The following is a 21,590-nucleotide window of genomic DNA, read 5'->3' on the forward strand; positions in this document are numbered from 1 at the left end:
GCACCAGCCGACGAGAGAACACGGACCGTACGGGATCACCACACGGCACCACGGACTGCGCGGAGGCGGACATGCGGCGGACGGACCCGGAGGGCCACGGCCCCGTCCGTTACGGGCCGCCCCTGCCCGGCGACGGCCTGCCCGTCCTCCCGGAGCTGGCCGCCGTTCTCGCCGCCGCAGCGGGCCGGGCCGAGGCCCAGCCCGTCGGCGGCTCCCCCGCCCTGCTGGAGGCGGCCTGCGGCTACTGGACCCGGCGCGGGCTGTCCTGCGTCCCCGACCGGGTGGCCGCCGGCCCCGGCGCCCCCGCCCTGCTGCTCGCCCTGACCGCCGCCGTCGCCGGCGACGACGGCGACGTACTCGTGCCCCGCCCCTGCGCCGCCTGGTGGGCGCCCTACGCCCGCCTGCTCGGCAGGCCCGTCTTCCACGTGCCGACCCCGGCCGAGAGCGGTGGCGTCCCCGACCCGTACGCCCTGCTGGAGACCGTGCGCCGGGTCCGCGCCGAGGGCGGCGAGCCCCGGCTGCTGGTGCTGTCCGTCGCCGACGACCCCACCGCCACCGTCGCCCCGCCCGAACTGCTGCACGAGACCGTCGAGGCCGCGGCCGCCGAGGGTCTGCACCTGGTCAGCGACGAGACCTGGCGCGACACCCTGCACGACCCGCACGAAACCGTCCTGCTCAGTCCCGCCGAGATGCTGCCCGACGGGGTCACCGTCGTCACCGACCTGGCCGGCGCCCTGCTGCCGCCCGGCTGGCCCGCGGCCGTCGCCCGCTTCCCCTCCACGGCGGCGGGGGAACACCTCCACGCGCGCGTGCTCGACATCCTCACCGCGCTCGGCGCCCGGGTCGCCCAGCCGGTCGCCGCCGCGGCCGGGTACGCCCTCGACGAACCCGAGCCCGTCGCCGAGCGCCGCGAGGCCTCCGTACGCCTGCACGCGCGCGTGGCCGCCGCCGCGCACGCCGCGGTCGTCGCGGGCGGCGCGCTCGCCCGGCCGCCGCAGGCCGGCCGCCATCTGTACGCCGACCTCGGCCCGCTGCGCGATGCGCTCACCGATCAGGGCGTCGGCGACGCCCAGGAACTGGAGGACTTCCTCACCGCCCGGCTCGGCATGCCCGCGCCCGGCGGCCACCGCTTCGGCGACGACCTCGGGGCACTGCGCGTGCGGCTGACCACGGGTCCCCTGCTGGGCGGCACGGACGAAGAACGCATGGAATGCCTCATGTCACCCTCACCGTTGGAACTGCCACACGTGCAACGTGCGTTGATCTCCTTGAGGTCGGCCTTCGACGATCTCCGTGACGACGCTCAGCGATGGGAGCCTCCTCGATGACGCAGCAGACGCATGAGCCCGAGTCCGCCGCCACGAAGACCACCGCGACCACGAAGACCGCCACGACCGCCACGACCGCGCCGAGCGGCGCGGCCGGCGCCCCCGCGGCACCCGCCCCCCTCGCGCCCGCCTTCCCGCCGCTCGCCGAACCCCGCCCGCTCGGCGAACACCGGGTGTGGCCACGGACCTTCCACGACCGGCTCACCGCACCGCTGCCCGGCCTCAAGGCCCTCGCCCGCTTCGCCCGCGAAGGCGCCGTACGCCCCGGCCCCGAGGGCCTCGCCGACATCCGCCGGCTTCCCTGCGAACCGGGCCCGCTGCCCCGCGTGGACACCCGCACACTCGCCGTCTCCTGGGCGGGACACGCCAGTTGGATCGTCCGCGCCGGCGGCCTGACCGTGCTCACCGACCCCGTCTGGTCCCGGCGCATCCTCGGCACCCCGGCCCGCATCACCCCTGTCGGCGTGGACTGGGACACCCTGCCGCGCATCGACGCGGTCGTCATCAGCCACAACCACTACGACCACCTGGACGCCCCGACCGTGCGCCGGCTCCCGCGCACGACCCCCGTGTTCGTGCCCGCCGGGCTGGGCGCCTGGTTCCGCAGGCGCCGGTTCACCTGCGTCACCGAGCTGGACTGGTGGGAGGGCGCCGAACTGTCCGGCGTCCGCTTCGACTTCGTGCCCGCCCACCACTGGTCCAAGCGCACCCTCACCGACACCTGCCACAGTCTGTGGGGCGGCTGGATCCTGACGGCACCAGGGGGGCCACGCGTCTACTTCGCGGGGGACACGGGTTACGGCCACTGGTTCTCCCGCATCGGCCGCCGCTACCCCGGCATCGACCTCGCCCTCATGCCCATCGGCGCCTACGACCCCCGCTGGTGGCTCAGCGACGTCCACTGCGACCCGGAGGACGCGGTTCAGGCGACCCTCGACGTGGGCGCGAGGCGCATGGCCCCCATGCACTGGGGGACCTTCATCCTGTCGGCGGAGCCGGTACTGGAACCGCTGACGCGGGTGCGGACCGCTTGGGAGAGAGCCGGCCTGGACCGGGAAGACCTGTGGGATCTCCCGGTAGGAGCCTCAAGAGTGCTCGACTGAACTCCCCCGGGGGCGCGGGGCGAACCGGTCCGCGGCTCGGCCGCGTGGGCGCGACCAGCCGCAACGCACCCGCACGCGACCGGACTTCCAACGGCGCTACCGCGAAGCGCGCCGCACCAGACCCGGCACCGCACCGATCACCACGGTCACCCCCACCGCGGCCACCACACCCTCCCAAGGCTCCCGGAACAGCGACCCGCCCAGAATCCCGATCACCTGATAGGTCAACGCCCACGCCAGACATGCCGGCAGATTCCCCCGGCCGAACCGCCGCAACGGCCACTCCGCCACCAGACAGGCCAGCATCACCGGCAGCCGTCCGGCGGGCACCAGCCGGGACAGCACCAGCACAGCCACCCCGTGCTCGGCCAACTTCTCCCGGGACCGGGCCAACCGCTCCTCCGGCGCCCGAGCCCGTATCGCCTCCAACCAGCGCGACCCGCCCCGTGACCGCATCCCCCGCTGCCCCAGCCAGTACAACGTCGCATCCCCGAGGAAGGCCGCCAGCGAGGCCGTGACGAACACCAGCGCCAACGAGAACGGCGCCGTCTGATGGAACGCCACCACCGCGGCCGAACTCACCAGCGCGCCGGTGGGCACCACCGGCACCAGCGCCCCGATCAGCACCAGCAGGAACAGCGAGGGGTAGCCGAGCGCCTGCTGTGTGGACTCCGGGGGCGCCGTCGACGTCGTGGCGGCGGCGAGCGTCGCGGCCGAGGCCAGCCATCTCACCGCGCGACCTCCAGGCGCACACTCTCCCCGTGCCCCAGCTTGTGCACCGCCACCTGCGGCGCGGCCTCGGCAGCCAGGCGTACGAACTCGTCACCCGGCGCATGGAATTCGTGCGGACGCACGGCGTCCATGCCGATCGGCCAGTACGTTCCGTAGTGCACCGGCACCGCCACGCGCGGCCTCAGCCGGGCCAGCGCCTGCGCCGCCCGCCCCGGGTCCAGATGCCCCTCACCGAGGTACGGGCCCCAGCCGCCCACCGGCAGCAGTGCCACGTCCACCGGTCCGACCCACTCCACCATGGCGTCGAACAGGCCCGTGTCCCCGGCGAAGTAGGTACGCGCCTCGCCCTCGACGACGTACCCGAGCGCGGGGGAGCGGTGCGGGCCGACGGGCAGCCGCCGCCCGTCGTGCCGGGCGGGTACCGCCCGCACCAGCAGCTCACCGACCCGGACCCGGTCACCCGGGGCCACTTCGGTGAGCCGCAGGTGCCGTAGTCGACGCAGACCGGGGACCGCCCGTGGTGCGTCCCGGGGGACGAGCAGGCGCGTGCCCGCGGTGAGGGCCGCCAGCGAGGGCAGATGCAGATGGTCGGCGTGCAGATGGGAGACGAGCGCGAGGTCAGCGCGATGGGCCTCGGCCGGGGGCACGGCGCCCCGGCGGCGCCGCAGATGCGCGAGCCGGCGGGCGAACAGCGGGTCGGTCAGCACGCGTACGTTCGAGTCTTCGAGCGTGCAGGTGGCGTGCCCCCACCAGGTGATCTCCACCGGCACCTTCTTCGCCCCCTTCGTGCGACTCCCCGAAGCCTACGGGCAGGAGTAGGGTCGGCGGCGAAACCCGGAGGTGAGGGGGGACTCCATGGGACAGCTGCGGGGTGCCTGCGGCGGGCTCGCGCCGGTGCGGGTCACCGCCATCGCGAGCCTGACGCCTCTGGAGGAGCTGGAGGCCGATCCCTTCCTGGTGGATTCCCGCAGCCAGCACGCCATGTGCGCCTGGTGGGCGGCGGAGCGCGGCTACGTGGTCGCGCGGGAACTTCTCGTCGGCGGGCTGCGTTTCGACCATTGCGCCCTGTGGGACGGGGTCCGGTCCGGTGTGGACGTGTTCGTCGCCCCGAGCCGGCGGGTGTTGGAGCGTGCCCTGTCCACGGTGGAGGAGTTCACCGCGGAATGCGCGCGGCGCGGGGTGCGCGTGGAGACGGTGGGGCGCGCCGAGCCGTCGTACGACGCGCAGATGAAGGCACGGGTGCACCGCCGTCTCTCGATGCCGACGGCGGGGTACGACGGGCGATGACGGCTCGGTGACCCGACCTGGCCGGCGACGCCCCCTGTGACAAGGTGGAGCCGGGCCCGGTGATCGGGCGGGCCGCGACGTGAGGGGTGCGGGGCGTGCGGGGCGTTACGTGGCGGCGGGTCGCCAGTCAGCTCGGACGGAGCGTCACGGTGTGGGCGGTCTCCACCGTCACCATGCTCCTCCTCGCCGGTCTCCTGCCCGACTTCCGGCTCCAGTCCGCCGACGGCGACAGCGCCACCCGGATCGCGGTCACCGCCGCGTGCGGCGCCGGCGCCTTCGGCGTGCTCTCGGCCGTGGTGTGGCCGCTCCTGGTACGCCTGCTGCTGCTCGTGCCCGCCCTCGTCCTCGGCCTGCTGGTCTTCTTCCTCAACGGCTCCCTGCTGCTGCTCGCCCTGCGCATCAACCCCTCCGGGCGGGGCGCGGCCGCCCCGGAGACCGCCGTCATCGTGGCGGCCGTGATGTCCGCCGTGGCCTCGGCCACCGGCGCCGCCCTCGCCGTGCGCGACGACGACGCCTACCGCCGCCGTCTCCTGCGCCTCGCCGGCCGCCGGCACAGACGCGATCCGCCCTGCCCGGCCGCACCCGGCCTGGTCTGCGTCCAGCTCGACGGCGTCGGCCACGACGTCCTCACCGCCGCTGTCCAACGGGGCCTCATGCCGACCGTGGCCCGCTGGCTGGCGGCGGGCGACGGCGGGGAGACCGCGGCCCCGACCCACCGGCTCACCCCCTGGCGCACCGACTGGTCCAGCCAGACCGGCGCCAGCCAGCTCGGCATCCTGCATGGCAGCACCTTCGACGTGCCGGCCTTCCGCTGGTACGAGAAGGACCGGGGCGAGGTGATGGTGTGCAATCGGCCGACCAGCGCCGCCGAACTGCAGCGCCGCGCCGTGCTGCACACGGGCGAGGGCGGACTGCTCACCGTCGACGGCGCGAGCCGGGGCAATCTGTTCAGCGGCGGCGCCGGTGAACAGGCCCTCGTGCTGTCCATAGCCGCCCGCCGCCGTGGCCGGGAGAACCGTTCCCGCGCCGGCTACTTCGCGTACTTCTCCGACCCGGCCAACGCGGTGCGCACCGCCCTGTCCTTCGTGGCCGAGGTGGTGCGCGAGATCGGCCAGTCCACCCGCGCCAGGATCCGGGGGCAGCGGCCCCGCGTGGGCCGCGGCGGCCTCTACCCCTTCGTGCGTGCCTTCGCCACCGTCGTCGAACGGGACGTCGTGGTCGCCGCCGTGATGGGCGACCTGCTGGCCGGCCGCACCGCCGTCTACGCCGACCTCGTCGCCTACGACGAGGTCGCCCACCACTCCGGGCCGCACAGCCGGGACGCCGAGATGGTCCTGCAGCGCCTCGACCGGTCCCTCGCCCTCATCGAGAAGGCCGCCGAACACGCCCCGCGCCCCTACCGGATCGTCGTCCTGTCCGACCACGGCCAGAGCCCCGGCGAGACCTTCCGCGCCCGTTACGGACTCACCCTCACCGACCTCGTCCGCGCCGGCTGCGGGCTGCCCGTGCCCCGCGGGGCCGAGCGGACACACAGCGGCGCCGAGGCCCGCGCCGCCGTCCGCGCGGCCCTGGGCCGGCCCGTGGAGGAGAAGGGCGAACGGCACCGCCCCACCCGGGGCTCGGAACCGATCGTGCTCGCCTCCGGCAACCTCGGCCTGATCTCCTTCCCGGACGTGCCGCACCGCATGACCAAGGAGGAGATCGAGACCCGTCACCCCGCCCTGCTCACCACCCTCGCCAACCACCCCGGCATCGGCTTCCTGCTGGTGCGCAGCGAAGAACACGGCGGCGTGCTGCTCGGCGCGTACGGCACCGAGACACCGCTGTCCGAGCTGGACGGGCAGCCCGGGCCGCTGGCCCCCTTCGGCCCCGGCGCCGCCGAGGCCGTCCGCCGCACGCACTCCTTCCCGCACACCGCCGACATCATGGTCAACTCCTTCCACGATCCCGCCGACGGCGAAGTCCTCGCCTTCGAGGAGCAGATCGGCTCCCACGGCGGCCTCGGCGGCGCCCAGTCCCGCCCCTTCCTGCTCTCCCCGCTCGCCCTGTCCGAGCCCCTGGCCGAGGGGGAGAGGCTGACCGGCGCCGAGCAGGTGCACGGCGTCCTGCGCCGCTGGCTGCGCGAGGCGAACGGGCCGCGGACACCGCTCACCGCGGCGGCCGAGGAGGAGCGCGCCGCCTGAATCCGCGGCGGCGCGCACGCACCGCCCGCTGCCGTTCACCCCGCGTGGCCCGGTCTTCACCGTGCGGTGGGCCCGGATGTGATCGGATGGGATCCGGCACTCGAAGACTCGGATCCCATGCGAAAGGAACCACCGTGGCCACCACGCGCACCGCACACACCGTCTGGGAAGGCAATCTGCTCGAGGGCAGCGGCGTCGTCAGCTTCGACTCCTCCGGCATCGACCGGCAGCCGGTCACGTGGGCCTCGCGCGCCCAGGAGGCGAACGGCAAGACCAGCCCCGAGGAGCTGATCGCGGCCGCCCACTCCAGCTGCTTCTCCATGGCGCTCTCGCACGCCCTCGCCGGTGCCGGCACCCCGCCCACCCGTCTGGAGACCAAGGCCGACGTCACTTTCCAGCCGGGCGAGGGCATCACCGGCATCCACCTCACCGTCCGCGGCGAGGTGCCCGGACTGGACGAGGACGGCTTCCGCTCGGCGGCCGAGGACGCCAAGAAGAACTGCCCGGTCAGCCAGGCCCTGACCGGTACGACCATCACCCTGACCGCCGAGCTGGCCTGACGCCCGCCGTCCCCCCGGTGCCGCGCTCCCGCCGAGGGGCGCGGCACCACCGTTTCCGGACACCCCTCCATTGACAAGGGCGTATTCGCGTTCTGTCCTGGGAGGGCGACAGACGTTCTGGCGGATGCGCCCTGGTGGAAGGGGACGAACCATGGCACGTGCGGTCGGGATCGATCTCGGGACGACGAACTCGGTGGTGGCCGTCCTGGAGGGTGGTGAGCCCACCGTCGTCGCCAACGCGGAGGGCGCGCGCACCACCCCCTCCGTGGTGGCGTTCGCGAAGAACGGCGAGGTGCTGGTCGGCGAGGTCGCCAAACGGCAGGCCGTGACGAACGTGGAGCGCACCGCGCGCTCGGTGAAGCGGCACATGGGCGACGCGGACTGGCGCTTCCCCGAGCAGGGCTCCGTCGACGGCACCCGCCTGCGCGCGCAGGAGCTGTCGGCGCGGGTGCTGCAGAAGCTGAAGCGGGACGCGGAGGCCTACCTCGGCGAGGACGTCACGGACGCGGTGATCACCGTACCGGCGTACTTCGACGACTCGCAGCGGCAGGCGACCAAGGAGGCCGGGGAGATCGCCGGCCTGAAGGTGCTCCGGATCATCAACGAGCCGACGGCCGCCGCCCTCGCCTACGGCCTGGACCGCGGCGAGGAGCAGACCGTCCTCGTCTTCGACCTGGGCGGTGGCACCTTCGACGTGTCCCTGCTGGAGATCGGCGACGGCGTCATCGAGGTGAAGGCCACCAACGGCGACACCCGCCTCGGCGGCGACGACTGGGACCAGCGGATCGTCGAGTACCTGGTCAAGCGGTTCAAGGGGCAGTACGGCATCGATCTCGGCGCCGACAAGATGGCGGTGCAGCGGCTGCGCGAGGCCGGCGAGAAGGCCAAGATCGAGCTGTCCTCGTCCTCGGAGACCACGATCAACCTGCCCTACATCACCGCCTCCGCCGAGGGCCCGCTGCACCTGGAGGAGAAGCTGACCCGCGCCCAGTTCCAGGAACTGACCTCCGACCTGCTGGACCGCTGCAAGACGCCCTTCCACCAGGCCGTCCGGGACGCCGGGATCGAGCTGTCCGCGGTCGACCACGTCATCCTGGTCGGCGGCTCCACCCGGATGCCCGCCGTCACCGACCTGGTCAAGGAACTCACCGGCAAGGACCCGCACAAGGGCGTCAACCCGGACGAGGTGGTCGCGGTCGGCGCGGCCCTCCAGGCCGGTGTCATCCGCGGCGACGTCAAGGACGTCCTGCTGCTGGACGTCACCCCGCTGTCCCTGGGCATCGAGACCAAGGGCGGCATCATGACCAAGCTGATCGAACGCAACACCACGATCCCGACCCGCCGTTCGGAGATCTTCACCACCGCCACGGACAACCAGCCCTCGGTCGGCATCCAGGTCTACCAGGGCGAACGCGAGATCGCCGCCTACAACAAGAAGCTCGGAGTCTTCGACCTCACCGGTCTGCCGCCCGCCCCGCGTGGCGTCCCCCAGATCGAGGTCGCCTTCGACATCGACGCCAACGGGATCATGCACGTCTCCGCGAAGGACCTCGGCACCGGACGCGAACAGAAGATGACCGTCACCGGCGGCTCCGCGCTCCCCAAGGACGACATCGACCGCATGATGCGGGACGCGGAGCAGTACGCGGAGGAGGACCGCAGGCGCCGGGAGGCCGCCGAGACCCGCAACCAGGCCGAGCAGCTCGTCTACCAGACCGAGAAGTTCATCCGCGACAACGAGGACCGGATCCAGGCCGACACCAAGTCCGAGGTGCAGGCCGCGGCCGCCGAACTGAAGACCCTGCTGGAGCAGAACGCCGACACGGGCGCCCTGCGCACCGGCGCCGACAAACTGGCCTCCGTCAGCCAGAAGATGGGCCAGGCCATGTACGCCCAGGCACAGCAGCAGGCACCCGAGGGCACCCCCCGGGAGCAGGCCGCACCGCAGGACGAGGAGAGCGTGGTGGACGCCGAGATCGTGGACGACGAACGCGAGCAGAGGGGCGGCGCGGCCTGAGGCCCGCCCTAACCGCCGATCCGCTCCCAGCCCCGCCGGTCCGGGCGTGGCCCCAGCTGTCCGGGGTCGCGCCTGCGGTAGACGATGTAGGGCCGGAACAGGTACGGCACCGGCGCGCTGAACATATGGACCAGGCGGGTGTAGGGGACCATCGCGATCAGCACCATGCCGATCACCGCGTGGATCTGGAACAGCACCGGCACGTGCGCCATCAGCTCCGTTCCGGGGCGGAGGGTGAACAGGCTGCGGGCCCAGGGGGCGATGGTCTCCCGGTAGTCGTAGCCGTCGCCGGAGGCGTGGCTCAGCTTGGCGGCCATGCCTATGGTGATCGCGGCGAGCAGGACGACGTACATGGTCTTGTCGTTGACCGTCGTCGCCCTGAAGACCGGGGCCCTGGTGCGGCGGCGGTGGACGAGCAGCAGGATCCCGGCGACGGCGAGCAGCCCGGCCGCCGTGCCGCCGTACAGCGAGAACAGGTGGTACGTGTGCTCGCCGATGCCCAGGGACCGGGTCCAGGACACCGGCACGAACAGGCCGGTCAGATGGCCGACGAGCACGAACAGGATGCCGTAGTGGAACACCGGCGAGGCGATGTTCAGCAGCCTCGACTCGTACACCTGCGACGAGCGCGTGGTCCAGCCGAACCTGTCGTAGCGGTAGCGCCAGAGCAGTCCGCCGGCGAGGCTGACGAAGGCGATGTAGGGCAGGGCGCCCCACAGAAGTGTGGTCATGAGCGCACCCCGGTGTATGCGGCCGGCACCGTCGCGCACACCGCGTCCAGGATGGACGCGTACGGCGTACCGGCGTCGGTCAGCCGGGAACGCAGCTGCTCCAGGCCGTCGTGGTACTCCGTCAGCGGATCCGTGTTGCCGGTGCGGGCCGTGAACTCCAGCACCGCCGGCAGGTAGTCCGGCAGCTCCTCGTCGGTGAACTCCAGACCGTGCGCGCGGTACAGGTCCTTGAACCGCACCAGCGACATCCCGCGCCGGCGTGTGTCACCGTCGCGCCACCAGCTCAGATAGAGGCTGTGCCGGTTCTTGAAGTCGAAGACCCGCACATAGTGCTCCGCCAGGTCCGGCAGCGGGGTGACGGCCGCGTGGTCCACGAACTCCCGCAGCTGCGGGGCGGCTTCGCGCACCAGCGGCAGCCTGTCCATCAGGTCCTCGTCCGGGTACGTCAGGCACAGCGCCGACGCCTGGTACAGCACGGCATCCGAAGGCATCAGGCCTCCTTCGTGTCGTCCGTCGTCTGCCGCCTGCGCAGCGCGTGGAAGGTCTCCACGGACACCAGCGGCAGCACCTTGCGCCCCGAGTCCTGGCCGAACGGCCCGTCCCCGCCCATCCCCGGCCCGCCGTCGTAGTCGAGGCTGCACCCCTCGGGGAGCCCCGGAACAGCCGTCTCCTCCAGCCGGCGGGCATCGCCCGCGGCGGCGGTCGGGATGACGTAGCGGTCCTCGTACTTGGCGATCGCCAGCAGCCGGTACATCTTCTCGATCTCGTCCCGGTCCATGCCGACGGCCGAGGCGTCGCGCGGGTCCGGCTCCTCGCCCAGGTTGATCGCCCGCATGTGGGAGCGCATCGCGGCGAGCTTCTCCAGCGAAGCCCGCACCGGTCCGGTGTCACCCGCCGTGAACAGTTCCGCCAGATACTCCAGCGGGATGCGCAGGGTGTCGATCGCGCCGAACAGGTTCCGCGCGTCCTCGCCGTCGTGCCCGGTCTCGGCGAGCGCGTCCACCACCGGCGACAGCGGCGGGATGTACCAGACCATCGGCATCGTCCGGTACTCCGGATGCAGCGGCAGTGCGACCCGGTACCTGCTGATCAGCGCGTACACGGGGGAGCGGCGGGCCGCCTCCAGCCAGTCGTACGGGATCCCCGCCTGCGCGCAGGCCCGGCGCACGCCGGGGTCCTCCGGGTCGAGGAAGACGTCCAGCTGGGCCTCGTACAGCGCCTTGTCGTCGGGCACGCGGGCGGCCGCGGTCACCTTGTCGGCGTCGTAGAGGAGCACCCCGAGATAGCGCAGCCGGCCCACGCAGGTCTCCGAGCAGACCGTCGGCAGACCGGCCTCGATGCGCGGATGGCACAGGGTGCACTTCTCGGCCTTGCCGGTGCGGTGGTTGAAGTACACCTTCTTGTACGGGCATCCCGTCACGCACATCCGCCAGCCCCGGCAGCGGTCCTGGTCGACGAGGACGATGCCGTCCTCCTCGCGCTTGTACATCGCGCCGGACGGACAGGACGCCACGCACGACGGGTTCAGGCAGTGCTCGCAGATGCGCGGCAGAGAGAACATGAACGTCTGCTCGTAGGCGAACCGCACCTTGTCCGCGGCCTGTTGACGGATGCGCTCCACCATCGGGTCGAGGTCGCCGAGGGCGGGCGCCCCGGCGAGATCGTCGTCCCAGTTCGACGACCACTCGATCTTCATCGGCTTGCCGTCGAGCTGCGACAGCGGGCGGGCGACCGGGAAGTCGTCGCCGAGCGGGGCGTCGGTGAGGTTCTTGTGGTCGTAGGTCCAGGGCTCGTAGTAGTCCTTGATCTCCGGGAGCCTCGGGTCGGAGAAGATCCCGGCGAGCTTGTGCAGCCGGCCGCCCGCCCTGAGCTTGAGCGCACCCCGGCGGTTGAGCTCCCAGCCGCCCCGCCATCTGTCCTGGTCCTCGTAGCGGCGCGGATAGCCCTGGCCGGGCCGGGTCTCGACGTTGTTGAACCAGACGTACTCCATGCCGCGCCGGTTGGTCCACGCCTGTTTGCAGGTCACCGAACAGGTGTGGCAGCCGATGCACTTGTCGAGGTTCATGACCATCGCGATCTGAGCCATGGGGCGCATCAGTACTCGACCTCCTGGCCGCGGCGGCGGACCACCGTCACCTCGTCGCGCTGGTTGCCCGTCGGGCCGAGGTAGTTGAACGCCCAGGACAACTGGGCGTAGCCGCCGATGAGATGGGACGGTTTGAGGAGCAGGCGGGTGAGCGTGTTGTGGATGCCGCCGCGCATGCCGGTCGTCTCCGTCTTCGGGACGTTCACGGTGCGCTCCTGCGCGTGGTGCATGTAGACCGTGCCGGCCGGCATGCGGTGCGAGAGGGCCGCGCGGGCGACGACCACGCCGTTGCGGTCGACCGCCTCCACCCAGTCGTCGTCCGTCACCCCGATCGCGTCCGCGTCCTCGGGGGACATCCAGATGTTCTGCCCGCCGTGGGACAGGGCCAGCATGAACAGGTTGTCCTGGTACTCGGAGTGGATGGACCACTTGTCGTGGGGGGTGAGGTGGCGGACCGTCACCTCCCGCTGTCCGTCGGGGCCGAGGCGGGGCTCGCCGAACAGCTTGTTCATGTCCAGCGGCGGCCGGTACACCGGCAGCGCCTCGCCCAGCTCGTGCATCCAGTCGTGGTCGAGGAAGAAGTGCTGGCGCCCGGTGAGCGTGTGCCACGGCTTGAGGTGCTCGGTGTTCAGCGTGAAGGCCGTGTACCGCCGGCCGCCGTACCCGCTGCCCGACCACTCCGGCGACGTGATCACCGGCACCGGCGCCGCCTGTGTGTCCGCGTACGTGATCCGCTTGCCCTCGTGCTCGGCGGCCAGATGCGCCATCTCCTGGCCGGTGCGCGCCTGAAGGGTGCGAAAGCCCTGCACGGCGAGCCGGCCGTTGGTCGTCCCGGACAGCGCGAGGACGGTGTTGGCGGCCTTCACCGCCGTGTCCATCGCCGGCCGCCCCTCGGCCGGACCGGCGCGCACCGTCCCGTTCAGCTCCCGCAGCCGGCCGACCTCCTCGTCGGGCCGCAGGGTGATGCCCTGGGCGGGCAGGCCCAGGCCCTCCGCCAGCGGTCCCAGCGCCGCGAACTTCGCGCCGATCGCCGTGTAGTCGCGCTCCACGACCGTCAGATTCGGCAGCGTCCTGCCGGGCACCGGGTCGCACTGACCGCGCTTCCAGTCCAGGACGACCCCGCCCGGCTGCGCCGTCTCGTCCGGCGTGTCGTGCTGGAGGGGAGTGGCGACCAGGTCCTTGCGCACGCCCAGATGGTCCACGGCCAGCTCGCTCAGCCGCTCGGCCAGCGCCTTGAACGCCTCGAAGTCGGTGCGCGCCTGCCACGGCGGATCCACGGCCGGGGTGAAGGAGTGCACATGGGGATGCATGTCCGTGCTGGACAGGTCGTGCTTCTCGTACCAGGTCGCGGCGGGCAGCACCACGTCCGAGAGCAGGGTGGAGGAGGTCTGGCGGAAGTCCAGGGACAGCAGCAGGTCGAGCTTGCCCTCGGGCGCCTTCGCCCGCCATGTCACGTCCCGGGGCCGTACGTCCTCGGGCGCCTCCTCGGCCCGCAGCGACGCGTGGGTGCCCAGCAGGTGCCGGGCGAAGTACTCGGTGCCCTTCGTGAACGAGCCGAGCAGATCGGCCCGCCACAGCGTCAGCACACGCGGCCAGTTCTCCGGCGCGTCGGGGTCCTCGCAGGCGAACTTCAGCGTGCCCGCACGCAGTTCGGCCACCGCCTTCGCGACCGGGTCGCCGAACACCTCGCCCAGCTCCAGCGGGTTGCGGTCGAAGGTCGGATACGACGGCATCCACCCCGAACGCGCCGACAGCGCGAGGCAGTCCGCGCTCGTCATGCCCGTGAACCCGCCCTCACCCAGCGGCGAGGCGAGCACCTCGGCGCCGAACCGGTCGTAGCGCCACTGGTCGGTGTGGAGGAACCAGTACGCGGTGCCGATCATCTGCCGTGGCGGGCGCGACCAGTCCAGGGCGTCCGCAAGGGTCGCCCAGCCGGTCACCGGCCGGCACTTCTCCTGCCCCACGTAGTGCGCCCAGCCGCCGCCGTTGCGGCCCTGGCAGCCGGTCAGCTGGAGCAGGGCGAAGAAGGCACGGTAGATCGTCTCGGAGTGGAACCAGTGGTTGGTGCCCGCGCCCATGAGGATCATGCAGCGGCCCTTGGACCGTTCGGCGGTCCGGGCGAACTCGCGGGCGATCTTCACACAGGTGGCCGCCGGAACGGAGGTGTGCGCCTCCTGCCAGGCGGGTGTGCCGGGGGCGCCCGCGTCGTCGTAGGAGGCGGGCCAGCTGCCCGGCAGTCCATGCCGCCATACACCGTATTGCGCCAGCAGCAGATCGTAGACGGTCGTCACCAGGGGGCCGTTCGCCCCGCCCAGCCGTGTCGCCGGCACCGACCGGCGCAGGACCTCCCCACGGCCCTGCCCGTGCGCACCCCCCTCCGTGTCGAAGCGGGGCAGCAGCACTTCCACCGGCACCGCGACCTTACTGCCGTACAGGCTCAACTGCGGTTCGACGGCGCCCAGGTCCAGGTTCCATCTGCCCCGGCCGGACTCGGTCCAGCGGAAACCCAGCGAACCGTTCGGAGCGACCGCACGGCCGGACCTCGCGTCCAGCACGACCGTCTTCCAGTCCGCCCCCTCGCCTCCCTGGCCCAGGTCCGAGGCCCGCAGGAACTTCGACGGCACATGGGCCCCGTCCCGTTCGGCGAGGGTCACCAGGAACGGCAGGTCGGTGTACGTGCGCACGTAGTCCGTGAAGAACGGCGTCTGGCGGTCGACGAAGAACTCCCTGAGGATCACATGCCCCATCGCGAGCGCCAGCGCGCCGTCCGTGCCCGGGCGCGGGTGCAGCCACTCGTCGGCGAACTTGGCGTTGTCCGCGTAGTCCGGCGCCACCACCACGACCTTCTGGCCCCGGTAGCGTGCCTCCGCCATCCAGTGGGCGTCGGGCGTACGGGTCACCGGGACATCGGAGCCCCACATCATCAGATAGGCGGCGTCCCACCAGTCACCGGACTCCGGCACGTCCGTCCGGTCGCCGAAGACCTGCGGGGAGGCCACCGGAAGGTCGGCGTACCAGTCGTAGAAGGACAGCATCGGCGCGCCGATCAACGAGTGGAAACGCGCGCCGGCGGCGTGCGACACCATGGACATCGCCGGAATCGGTGAGAAACCCGCGATCCGATCCGGGCCGTACGTCTTGATCGTGTGCACGTGCGCCGCCGCGACGAGTTCCACCGCCTCGTCCCAGCTCGCCCGCACCAGACCGCCCTTGCCCCGTGCCCGCTGATAGCGGCGACGGCGCTCCGGGTCCCGCTGGATGTCCGCCCACGCCAGAACGGGATCCGACAGACGCCGCTTCGCCTCCCGGTACATCTCCAGCAGGACACCCCGCACATACGGGTGGCGCACCCGCGCCGGCGAGTACGTGTACCAGGAGAACGCCGCGCCGCGCGGGCAGCCCCGCGGCTCGTACTCGGGGCGGTCCGGACCCACCGACGGATGGTCCGTCTCCTGGGTCTCCCACGTGATGATCCCGTCCTTGACGTACACCTTCCAGCGGCACGAACCCGTGCAGTTCACCCCGTGCGTGGAACGCACGACCTTGTCGTGGCTCCAGCGGTCCCGGTAGAAGGAGTCCGCCTTCCGCCCGCCCGTGAGCCGGACGCTGTGCAGATCGGGGGAGGGCGTGCCGGGCCGGAAGAACCTCCCGACGCCGAGCAGCGCGGCACCCGGCTCCGCGGGCGGTATGTGGGTGTCGGTCACATGCGGCTCCCTTGCTGGCCCCTGTTTCGAACCTAGGGGCGAGCCGTGCGACGCACCTGTTCAGACCACCCGTCCGGGTCAGGGCTTGCGCGCCACCCCGGCGTACACGGGGACGACACCCTCCGCCTGCGCCGCCACGTCCTCGGGCTCCGGACGCCACCCGTGCACGGGGATCACCCCCGGACCGAGGAGCTCCAGACCGTCGAAGAACCGCCGGAACTCGGGCAGCGTCCGGGGGTGGAAGGGCGTGCCGCTGCGGCGGAACAGCTCCGTGGCCCGCGCCACACCGTCCGGGCTCAGGTCCTGCGTGACCTGGGACAGGATCAGGAAGCTGCCCGGGGCGAGCCGCTCGACGTAGCGCGCGAGGAGGCCGTACACGTCGTCGGCGTCGGCCGCGTCGTTCAGGTAGTGGGTCAGTGCCACCAGGGACAGTGCGACGGGCCGCTCGAAGTCGAGGGTCTGCGCGGCCCGCTCCAGGATGGTGCCGGGGTCACGGACGTCGGCGTGGACGTACCGCGAGCCGCCCTCCGCCGAGCCGTGCAGCAGCGCCTCGGCGTGCCGCAGCACGACCGGGTCGTTGTCCGCGTACACCACCCGGGACTCCGCCGCCGCGGCCTGCGCCACCTGGTGCAGATTGGGCTCGGTGGGGATGCCCGTGCCGATGTCCAGGAACTGGCGCACCCCGGCCTCGGCGGCCGTACGCACGGCCCGGTGCATGAACCGTCGGTTGGCGCGCGCCCCGCGCACCGCCGTGCCGTCGGCGGCCAGGATCTTCCGGGCCAGTTCCTCGTCCACCGGGTAGTTGTCCTTGCCGCCCAGCCACCAGTCGTACACCCGCGCGGGATGCGGCCTGCCGGTGTCGACCGTGGTGGGCGCGGACTCGGATCCGGTCATGCGGGGTGCTCCTTGGCTGGTCACCAGTGGGGTCAGAGGGACTCGCGGTACTCCCGCAGCAGCTTCTCGGTGCGCTGGGCGGAGGCGGCCCGTGCCGTCATGTGGTCGAGCACCTCCAGATGCGCGGCGACCTCACGGCGGGAGTCCAGGTAGAGCGCGCCGGTCAGATACTCGGTGAACACCATGTCCGGCAGCTCCGGCTCGGCGAACCGGAACAGCGTGAACGGCGCGTACGTCCCCGGGTGCGGGCCGGCCGCGAACTCGGCGAGCTGCAGGGTGACCCGGTCCCGGGCGGCGTACTCCAGCAGCCGGTCCAGCTGGTCGCGCATCACCTCGGGCCGGATGCTCACCGGGCGCCTCAGCACCGTCTCGTCCATGATCACCCACAGGTGGGGCGGTTCGTCCCCCTCCAGCAGCCGCTGCCGCTCCATGCGCAGCGACACATGCCGCTCGACCGTCTCCGGACCGGTCTGCCCTATCGTCCCGGCCTCCATCACCGCGCGGGCGTACGCCTCGGTCTGCAGCAGACCGGGCACGAAGTGCGGCTCGTAGGAGCGGATGATCCGGGCGGCGCCCTCCAGGCTCACGTACAGGCTGAACCAGTCGGGCAGCACATCGTGGAACCGCTGCCACCAGCCGGGCTGGTTCGCCTCCTCGGCCAGCCGCACGAACGCGGCCGACTCCTCCTCGGCCACCCCGTAGGTGGACAGCAGCACCTGGACGTACGGGATCTTCAGCGCGACCTCGGCCATCTCCATCCGCCGTACGGTCGCGGGCGCCACCCTCAGTACCCGGGCGGCCTCCTCACGGCTGAGCCCGGCCGCCTCCCGCAGCTCCTGCAATCGCTTGCCGAGCACCACCTGGCCCACGGTGGGCGCAGCCCGCCGCTCACTCACGCCACGCCCTCCCCTACGCGCCGAAAGTACCCGGGCAGTCTGCCATGCGACGCCCGCTCGCACACGCTCGCGACCGGATCGGGGCCGGGCGGGGCGCGTCAACCGGCCAGTGTGTGCAGGTACTTGGTCGTCGCCGGGTCCGCGGGCAGGAACGTCTCGATGGCGAGTTCGGCGACCGTGACGTCCATGGGCGTGTTGAACGTGGAGATCGACGACACGAACGACAAGGTCCGGCCGTCGTGTTCGATCACCATGGGCAGCGCGAAGTACGGCACCGGCTGCGCCGGTTCCTCGCCCGGCGCGTCCGCGGGCACCGGGTAGGCCGCCACCTCCTCGTACAGGGCGCGCAGCGGCTCCGAGCGGTGCAGGGCGAGCTGCCGCTCCATCTGCGCCAGTAGATGCCCGCGCCACTCGCGCAGATTGCGGATGCGCGGCGCGAGACCCTCCGGGTGCAGGGTGAGCCGCATCGCGTTCGGCGCCGGCGTCATCAGCTTCTCCGGTACGCCCTCCAGCAGCATGGCGATGCCGCGGTTGGCGGCGACGACCGTGTACCCGGCGTCGACCACCAGCGCCGGGTAGGGCTCGTACGCCTGGATGAGGCGCTCCATGCCCTCGCGCAGGATGTCCAGCGCCGGGTCGTCCAGCGGGGTCTCCGGATAGCGCGGGGCGTAACCGGCCGCCACCAGCAGGGGGTTGCGCTCGCGCACGGGCACGTCCAGGTGCTCGGCCAGCCGCAGCACCATCTCCTCGCTGGGCCGGGAACGGCCGGTCTCGATGAAGCTGATGTGCCGCGCGGAGGAGTCGGCGCGCAGCGCCAGTTCCAGCTGCGAGATCCTGCGCCGCTCCCGCCAGGCGCGCAACAGCGGGCCTGCGCCGCCCTTGTCGTTCCTGTCCGTCCTGCCGGTCTTGTCCGCGGGGGCGGTGGCGGTTGCTGTGGGGCCGGTCGCGACAATGGTCATACGGACGACCGTAGTCGAGAAGACCGCTCGACGACCGCTGCCGGAGACCGGAGTCGAGGAGCGCGCGCATGAACCAGCCGTGGAAGCCGTCCTGGGAGGCCGCGGCCGTGTACCGGGCCAGGGTCCGCGGCTGTCTGCTCGGCGGGGCCCTCGGCGACGCCCTCGGGTACCCCGTCGAGTTCTCCTCCCTCGACCGGATCCGCGCCTCGCACGGCGAGCGCGGGGTGACCGGCCTCGTGCCCGGCGGGCACGGGGTGGTGGGCCGGATCAGCGACGACACCCAGATGACCCTGTTCACCGTCGAGGCTCTCGTCCAGGCCCACGCACGGGAGCGGGAGAAGGGGATCGGCGGCGGCTGGGCGCTGCTGCTGCGCCGGGCCTACGAACGCTGGCTCCAGACCCAGTCCCGGTCCGGCCCCGAGGAGGCCGCACCGCCGCCGAGCGGCGCACCCGAGGGCGGCCTGATCACCGAGGCCTGGCTCTACGCCCGCCGCGCTCCCGGCAACGCCTGCCTCTCCGGAGTCGCCCAGATGTACGCCCCTGACCCCCTGCTCCCGCTCGTCGGCGAGCCGGGGCAGGTCAACCCCGACTCCAAGGGCTGCGGCGCGGTGATGCGCTCGGCGCCCTTCGGCCTCGTGTGCCCCGCCGAGGCGGCCTTCGCCATGGCCGCCCGCGGTGCCCAGATCACCCACGGCCACCCCACCGGCTACTACGCGGCGGGCGCGCTGGCCGCGATCGTGGCACACCTCGTCGCCGGGGAGTCCCTGGAGGGTGCGGTGCTGCGCACGCTGCGGCTGCTGGAGCTCCACCCCGGGCACGAGGAGACCACGACCGCGCTGCGCGGAGCCCTCGACCTGGCCGCCCGGGGAGCGCCGACCGCCGAGAAGGCGGAATCCCTCGGCGCGGGCTGGGTCGCCGAGGAGGCCCTCGCCCTCGGCGTCTACTGCGCCCTGGCCGAGTCCCGGGTCAAGGACGCCCTGCTGCTGTCCGTCAACCACTCGGGTGACAGCGACTCCACGGGCTCGATCTGCGGCAACCTGCTCGGCGCCCGGCACGGTGACGTCGGTCTGCCGCACGCCTGGGTGGAGCGGGTGGAGGGCCGCGCCCGGATCGCCGCGCTGGCCGACGACCTCGCGGCGGAGCGCGTACGCGGCTGAGCGTGGCAGGCTGAACGCGTACCCGTCCCGCCCGAAGGGAGACCGGCCATGGCCGTCGAACCGCTGTCGCAGAAGGAGATCGAGGACCGGCTGGCCGAGCTGCCGGGCTGGCAGCTGGAGGGGGACCGCCTCACCCGCACCTTCCGCCTCGACTCGCACTTCGCAGCGGCGGCGCTCGTCGTGCACATCGCGCGGATCCAGGACGAGCTGGACCACCACTCCGACCTCACCCTCGGCTACCACACCGTCTTCCTCAGCGTGAACACACACAGCGCGGGCGGCGCGGTCACCGAGAAGGACTTCGCGCTCGCCCGCAGGGTGGAGGACATCGCCCCAGGTCACCGCCCACACTGAGGGATGTGCTCGATTACGACGAGGAAGCCGACGGCTACGACGTCTCCCGCGGCGGCGAGGCCCGCGCCGAAGCAGCCGCCCGGGCCGTCCTGGGACTGATCCCCGACCGGCCGGGCCGGCTCCTCGACGCGGCCTGCGGCACCGGGATCGTCACCCGGCGCCTCGCCGCGGCCCGGCCCGCACTGCGCGTGACCGGCGCGGACCTCGCCGTCGGCATGGCACGCCGGGCCGCGGCCCGCCTGCCCGGAGCGATCCTGCGGGCCGACGGCCGCCGACTGCCCTTCGCCGACGCCACCTTCGACGCGGTCACCAGCATCTGGCTGCTGCACCTGCTCTCCGACGCCGCCGAGGTGCGGGCCGTGATCGCCGAGTGCGCCCGCGTCCTGCGGCCCGGCGGGGTCTACGTCACCACCGTCGACAAGGCCGCGGCGCACGACGTCGGCAGCGACATCGACGCCGTCCTCGCCCCGCGCCCGCGCCGCCCCGCCCAGGACACCGCGGACGACGTCACCGCACACGCCGCCCGGCAGGGGCTGACCCCGTGCGGGCAGGCCACGTTCCCGGGCGTGGGCCAAGGCCGCAGCCCCCGCGTCACCATCGCCGACCTGGGACGTGGCTGGTTCACCCTGCTGCAGCCGGGCGATCCGCGCACCGGGGAGTTCACCGAAGGCCTCGCCCGCCTGCCGGACCAGGACCGACGGCGCCCCGACCCGGTCTTCCGGGTACGTGCCTTCAGGAAGCCGGATGCCTGAGAGAGGGCGCCACCCGGCGGTCAGTGTGCGAAGTGGTCCCCGGCCCCCCGCTGGTCGAGGTGGGAGGCGAGGACCGCCGCCTGGACCCGGCGCTGCACCCCCAGCTTGGCCAGCAGCCGCGAGATGTGGTTCTTGACGGTCTTCTCCGACAGGTACAGCTTCTTGCCGATCTCGCGGTTGGTCAGCCCGTCGCCGATCAGGGCGAGGATGTCCCGCTCCCGGGGCGACAGACTCGCCAGCTCGGGCGGCAGCGACGGTGTCCCGTCCGGGTCCGCCCGCAGCGACCGCATGAGCCGGGCCGTCGTCGCGGGGTCCAGCATCGACTGGCCCGAGGCGATGGTCCGCACCGCCGACACCAGGTCGGAGCCCTTGATCTGCTTCAGGACGTATCCCGAGGCTCCGGCCATGATCGCGTCGAGCAGGGCGTCCTCGTCGTCGAACGACGTCAGCATCAGACACGCGAGCTCCGGCATCCGGTCGCGCAGTTCCCGGCAGACCGAGATGCCGTCGCCGTCGGGCAGGCGCACGTCGAGCACGGCCACGTGCGGGCGCAGGGCGGGGCCGCGGACGAGGGCGTGTTCGGCGGTGTCGGCGTCGCCCACCACGGTGATGTCCGGTTCGGCGTCGAGCAGGTCGGTGAGGCCGCGTCGTACGACCTCGTGGTCGTCCAGCAGGAACACACGGATCGGATGCTCCGCCGTGAAGGTGCGTGTCTCGGTCATCGTGACCCCTTGGTCCCCGGAGAAGGACACTGTGAGCTGTCCACGAAGCCGATCATCACTCCCGGGCGCCGGACGCACTAGGGCCGACCGGGCCCCACTCACCCGGTGACGGGCCTTCCACGCCC

The 21,590-nt window shown here is 72.5% G+C and carries 19 protein-coding genes; 9 read left to right on the forward strand and 10 right to left on the reverse strand.

From position 1 onward, the window contains the following. The first annotated feature begins 71 nt into the window (after positions 1–71). Positions 72–1,328 carry an aminotransferase class I/II-fold pyridoxal phosphate-dependent enzyme gene (locus AVL59_RS14050; RefSeq protein ID WP_067303605.1) on the forward strand — a complete coding sequence of 419 codons (1,257 nt, stop codon included), beginning with the start codon at positions 72–74 and terminating at the stop codon, positions 1,326–1,328. Then, the gene (locus AVL59_RS14055; RefSeq protein WP_067303608.1) at positions 1,325–2,431 is read left to right on the forward strand and encodes an MBL fold metallo-hydrolase; all 1,107 of its coding nucleotides are present in this window, start codon (positions 1,325–1,327) and stop codon (positions 2,429–2,431) included. Before AVL59_RS14050 ends, AVL59_RS14055 begins: the two co-directional genes overlap by 4 nt. Positions 2,432–2,527: 96 nt before the next feature. Here AVL59_RS14055 and AVL59_RS14060 read toward each other — a convergent pair whose 3' ends face one another. Both AVL59_RS14060 and AVL59_RS14065 read right to left on the reverse strand, forming a co-directional pair. Beyond that, complete coding sequence (locus tag AVL59_RS14060) at positions 2,528–3,163, reverse strand: DedA family protein (protein WP_067303611.1); 636 nt, start codon at positions 3,161–3,163, stop codon at positions 2,528–2,530. Then, positions 3,160–3,933, reverse strand: a complete 774-nt coding sequence (locus AVL59_RS14065; RefSeq protein ID WP_067303613.1) for an MBL fold metallo-hydrolase — start codon at positions 3,931–3,933, stop codon at positions 3,160–3,162. The genes AVL59_RS14060 and AVL59_RS14065 overlap by 4 nt, the downstream gene beginning before the upstream one ends. A gap of 85 nt (positions 3,934–4,018) precedes the next feature. On the opposite strand from AVL59_RS14065, the gene AVL59_RS14070 reads away from it, so the two are divergent. From AVL59_RS14070 to dnaK, 4 genes are all read left to right on the forward strand, one after another. Then, positions 4,019–4,450: a hypothetical protein gene (locus tag AVL59_RS14070; protein ID WP_067317252.1), complete on the forward strand. Its 432-nt coding sequence runs from the start codon at positions 4,019–4,021 to the stop codon at positions 4,448–4,450. 95 nt (positions 4,451–4,545) lie between these two features. Then, positions 4,546–6,633: a phage holin family protein gene (locus AVL59_RS14075; protein WP_067303616.1), complete on the forward strand. Its 2,088-nt coding sequence runs from the start codon at positions 4,546–4,548 to the stop codon at positions 6,631–6,633. Between the two features lie 134 nt (positions 6,634–6,767). Then, positions 6,768–7,193: an OsmC family protein gene (locus tag AVL59_RS14080; RefSeq protein WP_067303619.1), complete on the forward strand. Its 426-nt coding sequence runs from the start codon at positions 6,768–6,770 to the stop codon at positions 7,191–7,193. A 151-nt stretch (positions 7,194–7,344) separates the two neighbouring features. Beyond that, entirely contained in the window at positions 7,345–9,210 is a 1,866-nt protein-coding gene (gene dnaK / locus AVL59_RS14085) for a molecular chaperone DnaK (RefSeq protein ID WP_067303622.1), read from the forward strand. Between the two features lie 8 nt (positions 9,211–9,218). Here dnaK and narI read toward each other — a convergent pair whose 3' ends face one another. From narI to AVL59_RS14120, 7 genes are all read right to left on the reverse strand, one after another. Continuing rightward, positions 9,219–9,941, reverse strand: a complete 723-nt coding sequence (narI, locus tag AVL59_RS14090; RefSeq protein WP_067317254.1) for a respiratory nitrate reductase subunit gamma — start codon at positions 9,939–9,941, stop codon at positions 9,219–9,221. Then, positions 9,938–10,432, reverse strand: a complete 495-nt coding sequence (narJ, locus tag AVL59_RS14095; RefSeq protein WP_067303624.1) for a nitrate reductase molybdenum cofactor assembly chaperone — start codon at positions 10,430–10,432, stop codon at positions 9,938–9,940. The genes narI and narJ overlap by 4 nt, the downstream gene beginning before the upstream one ends. Beyond that, a complete protein-coding gene (narH, locus tag AVL59_RS14100) occupies positions 10,432–12,036 on the reverse strand; it encodes a nitrate reductase subunit beta (protein WP_067303627.1) in 1,605 nt (534 codons plus the stop codon). The genes narJ and narH overlap by 1 nt, the downstream gene beginning before the upstream one ends. Then, positions 12,036–15,731 (reverse strand): nitrate reductase subunit alpha, encoded by a 3,696-nt coding sequence (locus tag AVL59_RS14105; RefSeq protein ID WP_067303630.1) that lies wholly within the window; start codon positions 15,729–15,731, stop codon positions 12,036–12,038. The genes narH and AVL59_RS14105 overlap by 1 nt, the downstream gene beginning before the upstream one ends. 78 nt (positions 15,732–15,809) lie before the next feature. Continuing rightward, a complete protein-coding gene (locus tag AVL59_RS14110) occupies positions 15,810–16,625 on the reverse strand; it encodes an SAM-dependent methyltransferase (RefSeq protein WP_067303633.1) in 816 nt (271 codons plus the stop codon). A 32-nt stretch (positions 16,626–16,657) separates the two neighbouring features. Beyond that, positions 16,658–17,521 (reverse strand): helix-turn-helix domain-containing protein, encoded by an 864-nt coding sequence (locus AVL59_RS14115; protein WP_079146691.1) that lies wholly within the window; start codon positions 17,519–17,521, stop codon positions 16,658–16,660. Positions 17,522–17,619: 98 nt separating this feature from the next. After that, positions 17,620–18,480 (reverse strand): helix-turn-helix domain-containing protein, encoded by an 861-nt coding sequence (locus AVL59_RS14120; protein ID WP_067303639.1) that lies wholly within the window; start codon positions 18,478–18,480, stop codon positions 17,620–17,622. A gap of 68 nt (positions 18,481–18,548) precedes the next feature. Here AVL59_RS14120 and AVL59_RS14125 point away from each other — a divergent pair, with 68 nt between their 5' ends. From AVL59_RS14125 to AVL59_RS14135, 3 genes are read left to right on the forward strand one after another with little or no spacing between them, the layout of a single operon-like run. Then, positions 18,549–19,637, forward strand: a complete 1,089-nt coding sequence (locus AVL59_RS14125) for an ADP-ribosylglycohydrolase family protein (protein ID WP_067303641.1) — start codon at positions 18,549–18,551, stop codon at positions 19,635–19,637. Between the two features lie 48 nt (positions 19,638–19,685). Further along, positions 19,686–19,991 (forward strand): 4a-hydroxytetrahydrobiopterin dehydratase, encoded by a 306-nt coding sequence (locus AVL59_RS14130; RefSeq protein ID WP_067303643.1) that lies wholly within the window; start codon positions 19,686–19,688, stop codon positions 19,989–19,991. Positions 19,992–19,996: 5 nt separating this feature from the next. Further along, on the forward strand, positions 19,997–20,743 hold the full coding sequence (locus AVL59_RS14135) for a class I SAM-dependent methyltransferase (protein WP_067303646.1): 747 nt from the start codon (positions 19,997–19,999) through the stop codon (positions 20,741–20,743). A 20-nt stretch (positions 20,744–20,763) separates the two neighbouring features. On the opposite strand, the gene AVL59_RS14140 is transcribed toward AVL59_RS14135, so the two are convergent. Further along, the gene (locus AVL59_RS14140) at positions 20,764–21,465 is read right to left on the reverse strand and encodes a response regulator (RefSeq protein WP_067317255.1); all 702 of its coding nucleotides are present in this window, start codon (positions 21,463–21,465) and stop codon (positions 20,764–20,766) included. Positions 21,466–21,590: the final 125 nt, after the last annotated feature.

Origin of the sequence: Streptomyces griseochromogenes (genome assembly GCF_001542625.1) — a bacterium.
Classification (GTDB): domain Bacteria; phylum Actinomycetota; class Actinomycetes; order Streptomycetales; family Streptomycetaceae; genus Streptomyces; species Streptomyces griseochromogenes.

What these genes read in the sequence shown, in the direction of transcription:
- AVL59_RS14050 (WP_067303605.1), top strand. Translation starts at nt 72, where the DNA reads ATGCGGCGGACGGACCCGGAGGGCCACGGCCCCGTCCGTTACGGGCCG.
- AVL59_RS14055 (WP_067303608.1), top strand. Translation starts at nt 1,325, where the DNA reads ATGACGCAGCAGACGCATGAGCCCGAGTCCGCCGCCACGAAGACCACC.
- AVL59_RS14070 (WP_067317252.1), top strand. Translation starts at nt 4,019, where the DNA reads ATGGGACAGCTGCGGGGTGCCTGCGGCGGGCTCGCGCCGGTGCGGGTC.
- dnaK (WP_067303622.1), top strand. Translation starts at nt 7,345, where the DNA reads ATGGCACGTGCGGTCGGGATCGATCTCGGGACGACGAACTCGGTGGTG.
- narI (WP_067317254.1), bottom strand. Translation starts at nt 9,941, where the DNA reads ATGACCACACTTCTGTGGGGCGCCCTGCCCTACATCGCCTTCGTCAGC.
- narJ (WP_067303624.1), bottom strand. Translation starts at nt 10,432, where the DNA reads ATGCCTTCGGATGCCGTGCTGTACCAGGCGTCGGCGCTGTGCCTGACG.
- narH (WP_067303627.1), bottom strand. Translation starts at nt 12,036, where the DNA reads ATGCGCCCCATGGCTCAGATCGCGATGGTCATGAACCTCGACAAGTGC.
- AVL59_RS14110 (WP_067303633.1), bottom strand. Translation starts at nt 16,625, where the DNA reads ATGACCGGATCCGAGTCCGCGCCCACCACGGTCGACACCGGCAGGCCG.
- AVL59_RS14120 (WP_067303639.1), bottom strand. Translation starts at nt 18,480, where the DNA reads ATGACCATTGTCGCGACCGGCCCCACAGCAACCGCCACCGCCCCCGCG.
- AVL59_RS14125 (WP_067303641.1), top strand. Translation starts at nt 18,549, where the DNA reads ATGAACCAGCCGTGGAAGCCGTCCTGGGAGGCCGCGGCCGTGTACCGG.
- AVL59_RS14130 (WP_067303643.1), top strand. Translation starts at nt 19,686, where the DNA reads ATGGCCGTCGAACCGCTGTCGCAGAAGGAGATCGAGGACCGGCTGGCC.
- AVL59_RS14140 (WP_067317255.1), bottom strand. Translation starts at nt 21,465, where the DNA reads ATGACCGAGACACGCACCTTCACGGCGGAGCATCCGATCCGTGTGTTC.